Annotated in this window: 14 protein-coding genes; 9 read left to right on the plus strand and 5 right to left on the minus strand. The window is 69.3% G+C overall.

The window, feature by feature from the left end:
• Positions 1-19: 19 nt before the first annotated feature.
• Positions 20-814 carry an ABC transporter ATP-binding protein gene (locus ACQPYY_RS26215; RefSeq protein WP_433591372.1) on the plus strand — a complete coding sequence of 265 codons (795 nt, stop codon included), beginning with the start codon at positions 20-22 and terminating at the stop codon, positions 812-814.
• A gap of 11 nt (positions 815-825) precedes the next feature.
• On the opposite strand, the gene ACQPYY_RS26220 is transcribed toward ACQPYY_RS26215, so the two are convergent.
• Positions 826-1,788 carry a DNA polymerase domain-containing protein gene (locus tag ACQPYY_RS26220; RefSeq protein ID WP_433591373.1) on the minus strand — a complete coding sequence of 321 codons (963 nt, stop codon included), beginning with the start codon at positions 1,786-1,788 and terminating at the stop codon, positions 826-828.
• Positions 1,789-2,036: 248 nt separating this feature from the next.
• On the opposite strand from ACQPYY_RS26220, the gene ACQPYY_RS26225 reads away from it, so the two are divergent.
• Complete coding sequence (locus ACQPYY_RS26225; RefSeq protein ID WP_433591374.1) at positions 2,037-4,262, plus strand: ATP-binding protein; 2,226 nt, start codon at positions 2,037-2,039, stop codon at positions 4,260-4,262.
• 229 nt (positions 4,263-4,491) lie between these two features.
• Here the strand turns inward: ACQPYY_RS26225 and ACQPYY_RS26230 are convergent, their stop codons facing one another.
• Genes ACQPYY_RS26230 through ACQPYY_RS26245 form a run of 4 tightly spaced genes read right to left on the minus strand, consistent with a single transcriptional unit; the run spans position 4,492 to position 9,189 of the window.
• Positions 4,492-5,712 (minus strand): epoxide hydrolase family protein, encoded by a 1,221-nt coding sequence (locus tag ACQPYY_RS26230; protein WP_433591375.1) that lies wholly within the window; start codon positions 5,710-5,712, stop codon positions 4,492-4,494.
• A gap of 29 nt (positions 5,713-5,741) precedes the next feature.
• The gene (locus ACQPYY_RS26235) at positions 5,742-7,160 is read right to left on the minus strand and encodes a cytochrome P450 (protein WP_433591376.1); all 1,419 of its coding nucleotides are present in this window, start codon (positions 7,158-7,160) and stop codon (positions 5,742-5,744) included.
• A 45-nt stretch (positions 7,161-7,205) separates the two neighbouring features.
• Positions 7,206-8,234, minus strand: a complete 1,029-nt coding sequence (locus tag ACQPYY_RS26240) for an alpha/beta fold hydrolase (RefSeq protein ID WP_433591377.1) — start codon at positions 8,232-8,234, stop codon at positions 7,206-7,208.
• Positions 8,176-9,189 (minus strand): ParB N-terminal domain-containing protein, encoded by a 1,014-nt coding sequence (locus ACQPYY_RS26245; RefSeq protein WP_433591378.1) that lies wholly within the window; start codon positions 9,187-9,189, stop codon positions 8,176-8,178. The genes ACQPYY_RS26240 and ACQPYY_RS26245 overlap by 59 nt, the downstream gene beginning before the upstream one ends.
• Positions 9,190-9,643: 454 nt before the next feature.
• Between ACQPYY_RS26245 and fabD the strand changes: the two genes are divergently transcribed.
• The 7 genes from fabD to ACQPYY_RS26280 all read left to right on the plus strand — a co-directional run bounded on the left by fabD (position 9,644) and on the right by ACQPYY_RS26280 (position 15,536).
• Entirely contained in the window at positions 9,644-10,633 is a 990-nt protein-coding gene (fabD, locus tag ACQPYY_RS26250; RefSeq protein WP_433591379.1) for an ACP S-malonyltransferase, read from the plus strand.
• 117 nt (positions 10,634-10,750) lie between these two features.
• A complete protein-coding gene (locus tag ACQPYY_RS26255; RefSeq protein WP_433591380.1) occupies positions 10,751-11,173 on the plus strand; it encodes an acyl carrier protein in 423 nt (140 codons plus the stop codon).
• Positions 11,173-11,955: a 3-oxoacyl-ACP reductase family protein gene (locus ACQPYY_RS26260; protein ID WP_433591381.1), complete on the plus strand. Its 783-nt coding sequence runs from the start codon at positions 11,173-11,175 to the stop codon at positions 11,953-11,955. Before ACQPYY_RS26255 ends, ACQPYY_RS26260 begins: the two co-directional genes overlap by 1 nt.
• Positions 11,956-11,996: 41 nt before the next feature.
• A complete protein-coding gene (locus tag ACQPYY_RS26265; RefSeq protein ID WP_379094617.1) occupies positions 11,997-12,449 on the plus strand; it encodes a hypothetical protein in 453 nt (150 codons plus the stop codon).
• On the plus strand, positions 12,446-13,756 hold the full coding sequence (locus tag ACQPYY_RS26270; RefSeq protein WP_433591382.1) for a beta-ketoacyl-[acyl-carrier-protein] synthase family protein: 1,311 nt from the start codon (positions 12,446-12,448) through the stop codon (positions 13,754-13,756). The genes ACQPYY_RS26265 and ACQPYY_RS26270 overlap by 4 nt, the downstream gene beginning before the upstream one ends.
• Positions 13,753-14,265, plus strand: coding sequence for a 3-hydroxyacyl-ACP dehydratase FabZ family protein (locus tag ACQPYY_RS26275; RefSeq protein ID WP_433591383.1), 513 nt, complete (start codon positions 13,753-13,755; stop codon positions 14,263-14,265). Before ACQPYY_RS26270 ends, ACQPYY_RS26275 begins: the two co-directional genes overlap by 4 nt.
• Positions 14,262-15,536 carry a beta-ketoacyl-[acyl-carrier-protein] synthase family protein gene (locus ACQPYY_RS26280; RefSeq protein WP_433591384.1) on the plus strand — a complete coding sequence of 425 codons (1,275 nt, stop codon included), beginning with the start codon at positions 14,262-14,264 and terminating at the stop codon, positions 15,534-15,536. The genes ACQPYY_RS26275 and ACQPYY_RS26280 overlap by 4 nt, the downstream gene beginning before the upstream one ends.
• Positions 15,537-15,548 lie beyond the last annotated feature (12 nt).

Raw genomic sequence — 15,548 nt, forward strand, 5'->3', positions numbered from 1 at the left:
TTTCGAAAGGAGGACAACCATGTCCACCCCCATCATCACCGTCGACCGCGTCAGCAAGCACTACACCGGGCCCACCGGTGCGCCGCTGCCGGTGCTCTCGGAGGTCTCGCTGGAGCTGCGCGAGAGCGAGATCGTCGCGCTGATCGGGCGGTCCGGGTCCGGCAAGTCCACGCTGCTGCGGATCATGGCCGGACTGGTCGCCCCGACGTCGGGATCCGCACGGCTGCACGGCGAGCGGATCACCGCGCCGCATCCGAGCGCCGCCATGGTGTTCCAGAACTTCGCGCTGCTGCCGTGGCTGACCGTGCGGCAGAACATCGAGCTCGGGCTGCGCGCCCAGGGCATGCCGAGCCGGGAACGCGCCGAACGGGTCACCGACGCCATCGACATGATCGGCCTCGGCGGCTTCGAGAACGCCTGTCCCAAGGAGCTTTCCGGCGGAATGCGCCAGCGCGTCGGCTTCGCGCGGGCCCTGGTGCTGCGACCCGAGGTCCTGCTCATGGACGAGCCGTTCTCCGCGCTGGACGTGCAGACCGCCGAGAACCTGCGGGGCGAGCTCATGCGGCTGTGGACCGAGACCGCCTTCCCCACCCGGACCATGCTGATGATCACCCACAATATCGAGGAGGCCGTCCTGCTCGCGGACCGAATCCTGGTGCTGGACAATGATCCCGGGCGAATCAAGGGCGAGATCCGGGTGCCGCTGGATCCGCCGCGCGACCCGCGCGCCGCCGGGTTCCAGGCGCTGACGGACCGGGCCTACCGGCTGCTGGTCGAGGGCAGCAAACGGAGGCTCGACCGCGACGCGGCCTGAGCAGGAGGAGGTCAGTCCGCGCGGCGGGCTCGGGCACGGCGTTTGCCTTCGTGCATGGCCTGCACCCGCGCCACCGGGATGGTGTGGCCCTCCGCGATGAGATCCGCCGGGAGCGTTTGCGGTTCGGGCATCGCCTCGGCCCACGGATCCCGGTCGCCGAGGATGGCGGCGGCGGTGCGCACGGTGAAATCGCGCGGATCGATCTCCGGCAGGTCGGCCCAGCCGACCGGGAACGACACCGTCGCGCCCGGCCGCACCCGCGGGCTGTACACCGACACCACCGTCGCCCCGCCGGCCCGGGTGGAATCCAGGAAAACCTTGCCGCCCCGGTCTTCTCGAATGAAGGCCGTGGTGGCCAGGTCCGGGTCGAGCCGTTCGGCCCGCGCAGCGATGGCCCGGGTGGCGGCCGCCGCGTCCTCGATATCGACCCCCGCCCGCACGGGCACGAAGATGTGCACCCCCTTGGACCCGCTGGTCTTCACCGCCCCCGCCAGCCCGTCGTCCGTCAGCGCCCGCCGAATCAGCTCGGCCGCGGCCACCGCCCGCGAAAACGGCTGTCCCGGTTCGGGATCGATATCCAGCACCAGATGCGTGGGCCCACCGGAGTAGTCGACCAGATCCTCCGCCAGCAGCAGCGTGACGTGGTACTCCACCGCCCGCTGATTCCCGAACCACAACAGTGTCCGCACCTCATCGCACAAGGCGTACGACACTTCCCGTTTGGAGCTCCCCGCCCACAAGGTCTTCCGCCGCACCCACTCCGGCGTGTACTTCGGCAGATTCTTCTGCATGAACGGCTCCTGTCCCGGCCGCACCCGCACCACCGACAACGGCCGGTCCCGCAGCGCCCCCACCATCCGCTCCCCCACCGCTTCGAGATAGTCGATCAGCTCCCCCTTGGTGGCCCCCGTCCCGTCGAACAGGGGACTGTCCAGACTGGAGAACTTCAGACCGGCCCGCGCGTCTTCGCCCATCGGCCCACCATGCGCCCCCACCGCACCCCCGTCAACCACCCCGGCCGGGTCCGCGATCACCGGTGAGGGGAGACCGAACCTAACATCGTGCGGATTCACCGGCGAGAGCAACAATCTGTCACCCTCGCGGCGGTCCGCGGGAGGAGCCTCGTTCACTAGGGTCGGAAGCATCAGGCAGCGTCGCCGACTGAATCACCGGTCTGGCCGCACGTCGTCCACCCGAGCTCCCGACCCAGGAACGGTGGAGAATGCCCGAAACCCGTCGCAGTCCCGTCCTGGTCGGACGGGCATCGCAGCTGGCCGACCTTCGTGAGCTCGTCCTCGATCAGAACATCCGGTTGCTCACCGTGACCGGGGGCGCCGGTGTCGGCAAGAGCCGGTTGGCCGCCACCGCCGTGCGGAATGCCGAGAGTCGGTTCATATCAGTCGATTTGGCCGAGACCAGCGAGGGCGAGCAAGCCTGGGGGACGATCCTGGACGCACTGGGTCGCCCGGCCGAGCCGCACACCACCCCGCCCGGACCGGATGCCGTGGCGGCGCGAATCGGCGTGGAACCGATGATTCTGCTGGCCGACAATTGCGATCTCGTCGCCCGCGATCTCGCGGCCGGACTGTCCGCGGTACTGGCCCGGTGTCCGGGGCTGACCGTGGTCGCGACCAGCCGCCACGCTCTCGACCTGTATCAGGAGGTGCTCTACCTGGTTCCGCCGCTGTCCATCGCCTCCGACGGGTCCGAGGCCAGTCCCGCCGCTCAGCTCTTGTGGAACTGCGTCGAAACCCGGTTCCGCGACGCGGCCATCGCCGCGGACCGATCGCAGCTCGAGCAGATCGCGGCCGAATTGGACGGCGTACCGGTGGGATTGGAGCTCGCCGCGACCGCGGTTGGGAGACTCGGAGCCGAACGAACGCTGGATCGGATCCGCTCCGGGCAACAGCTGCCGCCCTCGCCGTTCGTCGATGTCCCGTCGCGGCACCGCAGCATTCGCGCATGCGTGGAGTGGGCGCTGAGCGATCTCGACGAGATGGGCCTCTTCGTGCTGCTGCACGTCGCCGCTTCCAGCGTCCTCACCGATCTCGAGGAGGTGCTGCTGCTCAGCGGCGAGCGGGGTGATCCGATCGCCGGCAAGCTCGCCGAGCTCGTGGACCGCAGCCTGCTCGACCACTCGGTCGCCGAGAACGGTCACTACACCTATGCGATCTCGGGCTTCACCCGGTCGTTCTGCCGCCAGTTGCTGTTCGAGGATCGGGTCCTCGCGAAACGAGTGCGCTTCCGGCGCGCCGAGGGACTCCGTCTGCTGGCCCGCGAGATCACTCGGCTGCTCGCCGAGCCGGACGGCCGCGCCGAGGCGCTACGCCTGATCGACCGCTGGCTGCCGGACATCGTCGCCACCGTCCGGTACCTGATCGACCACGACGCGTATAGGGACGCCATCGAGCTGCTGTCCGAGCTGGAGGACGTCTGGATCGAACGGGGACTGCTCGCCGATGCCGAGGCCATCGTGGCCACCCTGCTGGCGGCGGTCGACTCCGGAGCCCACCCGCCCACGCTGATGGCCGCGGGTCGTGAGCTCCTGGGCCGCTGGGCACTGCGATCCGGGCGTTTCGAGGACGCGAAACGACTGCTCGCACCGGTCGTCTCCGCCCGGAATACCGACACCCGCCGTACCGACCCCGGCCTTGTCCATCGGGCGGGCCGCGCTCTGGCCCAGGTCCATCACGAGACCGGAAAGCCCCAGCGGGCCCGCACGCTGCTCGCTCGATTCCCCTCGGCCGCAGCCTCACCCGCGGAGCAGCCGGTCGCCGCACTCATGGAGGCGGTGATCGGACTCGGAGACGTGCCGCTAGAGGACGACGAAACCTGGTCGGCCCTGCGTGATCACGCGGCCGCCCTGCCCCGCCGCCGTGATCGGCTGACAGTCCTGAACACGCTCGGCCGGACCCTGCTGCGCGCCCGGTTGCCGCATCGCGCGCTGGAAGTCTTCCATCTCGTGCTGCGGACACCAGAACCGGTGATGAGCCTGCTGGAAATGGTGACGGCGCTGGAAGGCTGCGCCCGGGCCTACGATGCCGCCGGCGTCGAGTATTCCGAACAGACACACCGGCTTTCGGCGGCGGCCCACTGGATCCGGGCCAGCTGTTCGCTGTCCCGGATCGCGGGGAATTCGGCCGATCCGGCGGTGAGCACCATCGGCGCGGTACTCGACATCGACGAGGCCATCGCCTACGCGCTGTCCATACCGCTGCTGTCGCGCGCCGATCTGGGATCTCCGCTGCTGTCCCGGCTGACCAAGCGGCAGCTCGAGACGGCGCTGCTGGTCGCCGAGGGCATGACCAACCGCATGATCGCCAATCGCCTGGGGATCGCCGAATGGACGGTCGTGAACCACCTGCGGCAGGTCATGACGAGGCTGGACTGCCCCAGCCGATTACACGTCGCGCTGGTCATCGAACGCGAGACCCAGCAGCCCGCGTGACGAGTCCACCGCGTGGCGGCCGGGGCGACGCCGACCCGGCCACCACGGGCGGTATCACCGAACCGTCCCGGCCGGCCGACGCAGGAGGTCGAGTTCCTCCTCGAGATCGACCGGCGCGGTGTTGGTGAAGATCACGTGGTCGATACCCCGGCCCGCGAGCACGGCCGGATCCTCGCCGATCTGCCGGTCGTGGGCGGGGCTACTCCGAGATCCATGGTGTTCTCCTCGATCACCGGAGCGTGCGGAAGGTCGCTCGAATGTCCTCGATGACGGCGTCGGGGTTCTCCCACGGGGTGAAGTGGCCGCCGTGTTCGTGCGCGCCGATATGGACCGGGTTGTACCAACCGCGGTGGCGCGCATCGTCGAGGAAGACCCGGGCACGGTTGGCCGTGGTCACGTCGGGCGGGTTCTCGAAGCCGAGGAAGGTGAAACCCGTTGGCGCCTCGATGATCGGCGTGCGGTCGTGGGCGGGCGTCCACGGGTAGCGGTTGGCATTGATATAGGCGCGGATCGACGTGGTGATGGTGTTGCCGACCCACCACATGGTGGCGTTGGCGAGCAGATGGTCACGGGGGAAGACGCTTTCGACATCCCCGCCCGATTCACTCCATTCGGTCCAGCGCCGCAGAATCCACGACAGCATGCCGACCGGCGAGTCCGCCAAGCCGAACGACAGGTTCTGGGAATCGAGGATGTGGACCGCGCTGTGGGAGGCGTAGCGGTATTGGAACGCGAGGATGCCGTCCCGGATCTCGTCGGGGACCCCCGGCGGGACCATGAACCCGCCGGTGCCGTCCCAGGGCCGTTCACCCTGGAACACGTCCAGGTGTACGGGGTGCCCGAGCCAGATGCCGTGCAGGTCGGCGGCTCGCGCGTGGCCGAGTTGCGCGGTCACCAGCGCCCCGTAGTCGGCGCCGCCGGCCGCGTACTTCCCGAAGCCGAGATGGTCGGTCATCAGGCTGTGCCAGAGTTCGGACATCTTCCAGAAGTTCAGGTCCGTCCGCCCGGTGGGCGCGGAGAACCCGAAGCCGGGCAGCGAGGGCACGATCACCTCGAAGGCGTCGGCCGGATCGCCGCCGTAGCTGCCGGGATCGGCCAGCTGCTTGACGACCCGGGACCATTCCCGGAAGCTCCAGGGCCAGCCGTGGGTCAGGATCAACGGAATCGGCGCGGGGCCCCGGCCCGGTTCCCGGAGATAGTGGATCGGGACGCCGTCGACGATCGCACGGTAGTTGTCGTAGCTGTTGATCTCGGCTTCGGCGGCGCGCCAATCGAATTCGTCGATCCAGTACGCGACGAGCTCCTTCATGTACGCGACGCTGGTGCCGTAATAGGTCTCTTCTTCCCGGATATCGGCGGGCCAGCGGGTCGCGAGCAGGCGCGCCTTCAAGTCGTCGAGCGTCTCCTGCGGAACCGCGACCACGAACTTCTCCGGCGCAGCCGCGGTCACGGAAGCGGCTGTCCTGTCGTCGGTTACGGTCACTTGACTCGCCGCCTGATGGTCATCGGCATGCCGCCCTCCGGCCCGAGCACCCCGCGCATCCGCCATTTCGGGGTGTAGCCGGGGATCCGCTCGGGAGCGAACAGCCGAGCCAGGGTGACCAGCAGGATCTGCGCCTCCAGATAGGCGAAGCTCTTGCCGATGCATACCCTGGGTCCGGCCGAGAAGGGATGGAAGGCGAAGGGGTGCATGCTCTTCTCGGCATTGTCGGCCCATCGGTCCGGATCGAATCGCTCCGGATCGGTCCAGAAATCGGGATGCCGATGGGTGAGGTAGGGTGCGACCACCACGATCGAACCGGGTTGCGCCACATACGATCCTATGCGCACCGGCTCCACGACATCACGCAGGTACAGCGGCGCGGGCGGATGCAGACGCAGCGCCTCCTTGATCACGCACAGTGAGTACGGCGCGTGCTCCAGGTCGTCGACGGTGAAATCGCCGGGCAGGGCATCCACTTCAGCGCGCAGCCGGACCGCGGACTCGGGGTTGTTGGCCAGCAGATACCACACGAATGCCAAAGTGCGAGCGGTGGTTTCGTATCCGGCGATGAACATCGTCACGCACTGATCACGCAGGACCATGTCGGCCCGATCGGCTGGGCCCAACTTCGCCTCATTGGCGATCATCTTGGTGAGCAGGTCGTCGGGACGGTCCTGCGCGGGCATCCGCCGGCGTTCCGCGATCACGCCCAGAATGAACTCGTCGACCCGCTGTCGCGCCTGGTCGTAGCCGCGGCGACCAGATGTCGGAACCCACTCGGGCGCTTTGAACTTGTCGGTATTGCGCCCGGAGGTGTACGTGATCATGGTTTCCACCGCGCCCTTCAACTGGGCGATGACATCCCGGCCCGCCGTGCTGAACAACGTCTTGAGCAGGATGGAGGCGGTGAGCGTCGCCATCTCGGGCACCATGTCCACCGGTTCGCCGCCCGCGGACTCCGGGGTCCAGCGGGTACTGAACCACTGCACGTCCTCGAAGAACAACGGCACGTACTCGCGCACCGACTTCGGGGTGAAGAAGGGCGCCAGCACCTGACGCTGCGACTTCCATTGCGCGCCGACGCTGGTCGCGACGCCCTCGCCCATCCAGTACTTGCGCACCGGGTCGTAGCTCGCACCCTTGGTGTACTTGTCCATCTGCTCGAGCGTCACCATCCGGACGTGGTCGGGATGGGCCAGCACGACCAGCCGGCGCGGACCGACCTGCAGCTCGGAGACATCGCCGTGCTCGCGCCAGAGCTGCTCGACCACCCCCAGCAGGCCGTTCTTCTTGGTGTTCACCGCCGTGGCGAAGCCGTACTTGTCGCGGGTACCCGGCATGGGGAGTGTTTCACCGTCGCCGCCCAGGACATTCGATTGCGAATGGTCCACCGGGCAGCCTTTGACCTCGGTCATGTGTGTTTCACCTCGATACGAATAGAAGATCGAATGATCGCGCACTCAGGCGACTGCCCGAGTTTCCTTCTCCGGCTGGTCCGCCGACAGTTCGCGAATGAATTCCACGGCGATCTCGGCGACCGCCTGTGGCGATTTCAACCAGGACATGTGCCCCAACCCCGAGTCGATGACCTCCCGCCGCAGTGGCGCCCGGCCGAATTTGCCGACGAGCAGATCCGTTTCACGAATCGAGACCCGGCGGTCGGCCGCGAAATTGATCGCGAGTACCGGTGTCTCGCTACGGCCCATCGCCGCTTCGTAATCGAATTCCGCCCCGCGCGGCTCGAACCGCCCGGACAACACCATATTCGCGATGTCCGTGGTCAGACCCCGGGTCGGCCGACCCAGCATCTTGGTGGCGGGCAGCCAGCCGATCCGGGCGATGACGCCGAACAGCGCCCGGGCGCCCAGCCAGCGCCGCGTCGACACCGCCCGCAGCTCCGACACCGGCGCCAACCCCGAGGCCACCAGGATCAGCCCGGCAATGCGCTGATCACGGGCGACATGGCAGACGGCGAGCTGGCCGCCGAAGCTGTGGGCCAAGACGTAGACCGGGCGCCCGGCCGAGAGACCACGCGCGTACTCGGTGGTCAGGTGGTAGTCGTAAATCACCTGGTCGTGCATGCCGTAGCGACTCGAACGCGGCGGCCGGGGAGACGAATTCCCCTGACCGTGCAATTCACCCACCACGACGGTGCAGCCCTGGCGACTCAGTTCGGCCGCCAATCCGGAATACAGCGCGCCGGATGCCGCGATACCCGGCCAGACCACGACAACCGGTGCGTCATCGGTGTTTTCGGCACGGAATGTATTGACCACGGCGACAGTGCCGTCCGGCAACTCTATGGATCGTGTTGATTGCGTTTCGGACATAGTCGGCAACCCTTTCCGTTCTGACATCCACTCGAATCCGAGGCTCGCGGATCGATGGCCAGAGATTAGAGGGATCTGCTTTTCCTGGGCAATGCTGTGTTCAACCGCGTTCAACTGCGATTCGGTCGTCGGTTGAACGGGGGCTCGCCGCCAGTTCATCGGCGAATCTCCGCCAGCCCGCGGCACATTCGAGCGCGACCTGTGCGACCAGATCGGCACAGTGTGGCGGTACGGTCATGACCAGTTGTTCACGGGCGTGGTCGTCGAGCAGCTGCGAGCTGAGCAGCCGCAGCAGGGAGCGACCGGAACCGGACATCCGCAGGGAGGGATCACGATACATCGCACGGAGCAGATCGCCGGCGGTCTGCCCGCGCACCTGGACCGGCTTCGGGGTGCGCCGGGCCCGCGACGGCACCGGGTCCTCACCGCGATCCAGCCTCGCCCGGACGTCCCGGACCGTGGCCGGGGATATTCCGGCGGCACTGGCGATCTCGCGCAGTGAGGCGTCCGGTCGGGCGGCGAGCAATCGACTCGCCCGCGCCCGTCCGGCGGCGCTGTCCACCGGCCTGACCTTGCCGTCCCGCCCGAGCCTGGACTCCACCGCCGGGACCGCGCCCCCGGAATCGGTTCGCATCGCCGCGATCGTCTTCGCGGCCAGGCCGGTGACCGAGGCGAGCACGCGATCCGACCACTGCGGATGAGTCCGCAACAGGCGCAGCGTCGCCGCCGCGCGGTCGGCCGACGACAGTGGCAGACCGTGATGGACGTTCGCCCGCACCGCCAGTACGAAGGCGTCCGCCTCGGTGCCGTCGAAGTACACGATGTCGATCTGCGCGTCGCCGCGCAGCTCGGCCGCCCGCAGCCGATGCACCCCGTCGATCACCCGCATGGTCGGGCGGTGCACCAGGATCGGCGGCAGCCGGGTCTGCGATTCCGCCAGCCGCTCGACATGGTCGACATCGACACCGCCGATGCGCGGGTGATCCCCGATCAGCAGCGACACTGTCGCGGCCCGGACCACCTCGCTCTGCCCGGTCCCCCCGATCGCCTGAACTTCCGTACTCGACATGGAACCGGCCGACAGCCGCACCAGAGGTCGATCGCTCGAGTTCATGGTTCCCCTTGTCTCTTAACGGATTCGATGGATATCGAACGCTGCCATCGAAGCCGAGATTAGAACTCGTTCACCCCAGGCGGCCACCACGCGCGCCCGTCACGACCGAACCCAATCGGGCCCGGAGTCGCTTCATTGATCACGTGTAACACCTTGTGCAACAACATATTTCAGAGTGATGCGACAATTTCATTTCCGTCCTGTTCCCGGGCACACGTAGCAAGACATTGCTGCAATAGAACTCGTTACAGTCCTGTTTCAGGGCCTCCCATCCGCGCCCTCGGGGACGTTGCGCCAGCGGCTCGAAACACCTGTCTCGCCGGGATGGTTACTGCGTGTTTGGTTTTCCTCGAGGACCGCTCGAGCCGGGATTCACATACTCGGGACGCGAACAGCGACGTTCGGGATCTGACCCCGAGTAGCCATCGGCTACCTGCACGATTCGGAAGACATCATGAACGCCAATCTGATCGCGGCGGCCCAGGAGTTGGCCGCGCCGGGGGCACCGGACGGGCAACGGCGGGTGCTGGCCATGTTTCCCGGGCAGGGATCGCAGCGCGAGGGGATGGCCGCGCATTTGATTCGGGAGCACCCGGAGACCGCGGGGGCCGTGTTCGAGCGGGCCGACGAGTGCCTGGGGCTGCCGATGCGGGCGCTGTGCACGGAGGGGGACGCGGAGCAGTTGCGGGCCACCGAGGTGGCGCAGCCGGCGATTCTGGCCACGGCGCTGGCCACCTTCGAGGTCCTGCGGGCCGAGGGGTTCGCGCCCGACCTGGTGGCGGGGCACAGTCTCGGGGAGTTCGCGGCGCTGGCCGCGGCCGGAGTGCTGGATCTCGCCGACGCGTTGACGCTGGTGCGGCTGCGGGGTGAGCTGATGGCCGAGATCGCGGCGGCGGTGCCGGGCGCGATGACGGCCGTGTCCGGGGTGGACGCGGGGCGGATCGAGGAGATCTGCGCGGGCGTGGACGGGGTCGTCGAGCTCGCCAACTACAACGCGCCGGATCAGTCGGTCATCTCGGGGACGGCGGAGGCGGTCGCGGCCGCCACCGAGCTGCTGCGCGCCGCGGGGGCGGGCTCGCTGGTCGCGCTGCGGGTCGGCGCACCGTTCCACTGCTCGCTCATGGCGTCCCTCGAGGAGCGGTTCGCCGCCGGGCTGCACCTGGCCGACTTCCGCGATCCCACCACCACCGTCATCAGTTCCGTGACCGCACAACCGATTTCGAGCGGCAAAGAGGCGCGGGAACTGCTGCACCGCCAGCTCACCGCCCCGGTCCGCTGGATCGAGGTGATCGGCACCGCCGCCGAACTCGGCTGCACCGACTACCTCGAGATCGGCCCCGGACGCGTGCTGTCGGGGCTCGCCAACCGCATGGTCGGCGACGCCACCGTGCGCAGCACCCAGGACGCTCGCCGCATCGCCGCGGCCGTCGCCCAATACGCCTGAACCCGGCCGAATACGCCTGAGCCAGGCCGGATCCCACCGGACTCCCACCGATCACACCCCTGCGGCAGGCGCCGCGGGGGTCCCCACCAACCCCTCACCGAGAAAGAAGGAATCACCATGCCCGAAACCACCACCGACTTCGCGCCCGCCGTCACCGACGCGATCGCCGACGCCCTCGGCATCGACCAGTCCGAGGTGACCCTCGACGCCACCCTGATCGACGAGCTCGGCGCGGAATCCATCGACCTGCTCGACATCCTGTTCCGCATCCACCGCGACACCGGCGTCAAGATCGCCGTCGCCGACGTGCAGGAACTGCTGCAGGGCGGCATCCCCGACGACGAGTTCGGCGACGAGAACGAGATCGTCTCCGAGATCGGCCTCGCCCACCTGGAGAAGGTGCTGCCGCAGTTCGACCGCAGCAAGCTCAACGGCCCGCTGCGCGGCGAGCAGGTGCTCGGCCTGGTCACCGTGCGCAACCTGGTCGACCTGGTCGCCCAGCGCGCCGCCGCACCGGCCGATGCCGAAGAGGTCGCCTGATGCCGGAACAGGATTTCGCCGGCAAGGTCGCGCTGGTCACCGGCGCGTCCCGCGGCATCGGCCGGGCCGTCGCACTGACCCTGGCCCGGCGCGGGGCGGCGGTCGCGGTGAACTACCGCTCCCACAAGGACGAAGCCCTCGAGGTGGTCGCCGAGATCGCGGAGTTCGGCGGCCGCGCGGTCGCCATCGGCGCGGACGTGTCCGAGCTGGCGGCGGCCAAGGATCTGGTGGAGCAGACCCGGGATCAGTTGGGCGGCTTGCACATTCTGGTCAACAACGCGGGCATCACCCGCGACGGCCTGCTGCACGACATGGATCCCGCCGAGTGGTGGAAGGTCATCCAGGTCAACCTGGGCGGCGCCTTCAACTGCACGCACGCCGCGGCCGGGCACCTGATGTCCCAGGGCGAGGGCGCGATCGTGAACGTCTCGTCGATCATGGGCGAGAAGGGCCTCACCGGGCAGTCGAACTACTCCACCTCCAAGGGCGCGATGAACGCGCTCACCCTGGCCTGCGCGGTGGAGATGGCCCGGTTCGGGGTGCGGGTGAACGCCGTACTGGGCGGCGTCATCCCCACCGATCTCATCGGCGACCTGCTGCAACGCGACAACGGCAAGGGCCGCACCCATGTCCCGATGCGCCGCTACGGCGACGTGGGACAGGTCGCGGAGGCGGTGGCCTGGCTCGCCGGTCCCGCCGCCGACTACGTCACCGGAGAGCTGCTGCGCGTCGACGGCGGCCTCGCGGTGCAGCTCAGCAACGGCCGCCTGGTCTCCCGCTGAACACCCCGGCATCCCGCTGAATCGGAAAGGACGTGACTGCCATGCGATTTCATCTCATCGACCGAATCGAGTCCTGGGAACCGTTGCAGCACATCACGGCTCGCAAACTCACCTCGGTCTACGAGAACGTCTGGCAGCCGTCCGCCACCGGCCCCGTGCTGCCCTTCGGCCTGGCCCTGGAGGCGCTGTGCCAGGCCGGGGCCTGGCTCGTGCTGCTCAGCTCGGCGCACACCAAACGCGCCGCGCTGCTCACCGTCGGCGACGTCACCATGCACCGCGACGCGGTACCCGGTGACGTGCTGCGGATGACCGCCCGGGTGGTGCACGCGACGCCGGAGGCGGCGGTGGTGGACGGTTGGATCGAGGTCGACGGCGAGCGAATCATGGACGCCCGCAACATCATGTGCGCCCTCATCGACGCCGACCGGCTCGACGACCCGGCCGACACCGAACGGATGGCGCGCCACCTGCTCGGCGAGGAGCTGGTCGGATGAGCACCCCGGCCGGACGCCGGCGGGTGGTGGTGACCGGCGTCGGCGCGGTCACCCCGCTCGGCGTGGACGCGCCGTCCACCTGGGACGGACTGGTGGCCGGGCGCAATGCCATCGGCCCGCTGACCACCTTCGACTGCACCACCTTCCCGGTCCGGATCGCCGGGCTGGTCCCGGACTCCTTCGATCCGGCCACCGCGATCCCGGCCGCCGCCGACCGGCGCTGGGTATCCCGGCCCGGCCTGTTCGGGCTGGCGGCGGTCGGCGAGGCCCTGCGCTCCGCGGGCCTGGACGCCGAGCAGCCCTATCCGCCCTCGGATCGCGGGGTAGCCATGGGCGCGAGCGTGGGCCGACCCGACCTGGAGATGGTGCTGCGGGTCTCCGAATTGCGTTCCCGCACCGGGAAACCCGACGCGTTCGTGCGGCCCGCACCGTCGGCCACCCTGACCGGCAATCAGAACCTGGCCCTCAATGCCATGGTCCGGCTGATCGGCGCGACCGGTCCGATGGTGGGCATCCACACCGCCTGCGCCGGATCCGGACACGCCCTCGGCGAGGCCTTCCGGCTGATCCAGGAGGGCGACGCCCGCATGATGGTGGCCGGCGGCTACGACTCGCTCACCACCTGGGCCGACATCCTCGGCTTCGGGCTGCTGGGCGCGATGACCGACCGCTACAACGACGATCCCGCCGCCGCCTCGCGCCCCTTCGACGCCGACCGCAGCGGGTTCGTGATCGGCGAGGGCGCGGTGTCCTTCGTCCTCGAGGACCACGACTCCGCGCTCGAGCGCGGGGCGCCGATCCTGGGCGAGCTGCTCGGCTACGGGTCCACCATGAACGCCTGGCGGATCACCGACTCGCCACCGGACGGTGCGGGCGCGATCGAGGCGATGGAATCCGCCCTGACCGAATCCGGTTTGGGCACAGCCGATATCGACTACATCGCGGCGCACGGCACCAGCACGCCCGGCAATGACGTCTCCGAGACCCGGGCGATCAAGAAGGTGTTCGGCGACGACGCCTACCGACTGGTGGTGTCCTCGCCCAAATCCATGGCCGGGCACCTCACCGCCGGGGCCGCGGCCCTGAACCTGCTGGCGGCGCTGGGCGCGATCCGGGACGCGGTGGTGCCGCCCACCCGCAATCTCGACACCCCGGATCGGGCGCTGGATCTCGACTACGTCCCCCATCGCGCGCGCCGAATGCCGGTGCGCGCGGCCATGATCAACGCCCTCGCGTTCGGCGGTTCCAATACCTGCCTCGTGGTGGGCGCACCCCCGAACACCCCCGAACTCAGGGAGCAGCCATGACCGCGTCCCACCCCGCGCCCGCCGACCTCCCGGCGGCGGGCATCGGCACCCCGGGATTCGATCGAATTCTGGTGGTGAGCCCCGGCCTTCGGGCCGAGGCCCTGCTGAACGTCACCGGCACCCTGCCGTTCTTCGACAGCCACTTCCCGCGCCGCCCCATCCTGCCCGGCGTGCTGCTGACCGAAAGCCTGATCGCGCTGGCGGTCATGGCCGCCGGTGATCCCCTGCTGCGGCTGCGCGCCGCCGACGGGCTGCGCTTCCGGCGCTTCATCACGCCGGGCGATCAGGTGCACCTGACCGTCGAGAGCGTCAGCACCGGAACCGATCCGGACGAGTCGGTGTGGCGGGCGACCGCCACGGTGGACGGCCGGACCGCCGCCGCCATCAAGAACCTGCGCCTGGCGCGTAGGCCGATCGCCGCGATGAACGGCGATTCCGCCGCGGCGATCGGTGGCCCCGCCGCATCGATGCCGGTCGCGAACGGCTGTGCCGCCGAGGTGAAGTCGTGACCGCGCGGCGCGTGGTGATCACCGGCGTCGGCCTGGTCACGGCGCTCGGCGAGGGCGCCCGCGAGACCTGGGACGCACTGGTGGCGGGCCATACCGGCATCGCCCCGCTGCGCGCCTACGACCCGTCACCGCTGCGCACCCGGCTCGGCGCGGAGATCCCCGACTTCGATCCGGGCAAGTTCCTGTCGCTGCGGTCCATGCGCACCTCCACCCGCGGCGACCAGTACGGCGTCGCGGCCGCCACCCTGGCGCTGCGCGACGCCGGGCTCGAGCGCAGCGACCTCGGCCACCGCACCGGGCTGTATCTCGGTGGCAACAAGGACATCTGCCAGCGCGACGACTCCATCGCCGACATGGAGGCCATTCGGGGCGTGGACGGCGAGCCGGACATGCGCAAACTGGGTGAACTGGCCCGGTCGATCGTGCCGCCGCTGGCGTATGTGGAGGGTTTGCAGAACGGCGGGACGTACCACATCTCCTCGCTGTTCGGGCTGCGCGGACCCAACGCCTTCTACGCGGGCGCAGCCGATTCCGGCGCGACCGCGATCGGGCGGGCCATGCGCGCCATCCGGCGCGGGGAGGCCGATCTGGCCGTGGCGGGCGGTTACGACGACGCCACCAATTGGTGGGCCATGGCCAAGCTGGACGGACTCGGCGTGCTGTCACCGCGAAACGACCTGGACACCAAGGCGTTCCGGCCGTTCGACCGCGAACACACCGGCTCCGTGATCGGCGACGGTGCGGCGATCCTGGTGCTCGAGGATCGCGATCGGGCCCTGGGGCGCGGCGCGCACATCTACGCCGAGCTCGCGGGCTACGGCATGGGCAACGACTGCGTGCGCCCGCCCGCCTCCGATCCGGACGGGCGCGGCCTGGTCCGCGCGATCACGGCGGCGCTGTCGGATGCCGATGCGGCGGGCCCGGATTGCGTGTTCTCGCACGGCTGCGCCACCGCGCTCGGCGACACCAGCGAAGTGCGGGCGCTGCGCACCGCCCTCGGCGGAGCCGCCGACCGGGCCGCCGTGACCAGCGTCAAACCCCAGACCGGGCATCTGGTCGGCGGCGCGGGCGCACTCAATGCCGCCCTGGCCGCGCTGGCCCTGGACTCCGGCGTGGTGCCCGCCACCGCCAATCACGAGAACCCGGCCCCCGGATGCGATCTCGACATCGTCAGCGGTGCGGCCCGGCACGCCCGGCCGAGGGTCGCGCTGGCCCTGGCCCGCGGCCTGGAGGGCCAGGCCGTGGCGCTCACCCTCACCCAATCGAACTGATCGACAGGACTT

This window comes from Nocardia sp. CA-145437 (assembly GCF_050956485.1).
GTDB lineage: Bacteria > Actinomycetota > Actinomycetes > Mycobacteriales > Mycobacteriaceae > Nocardia.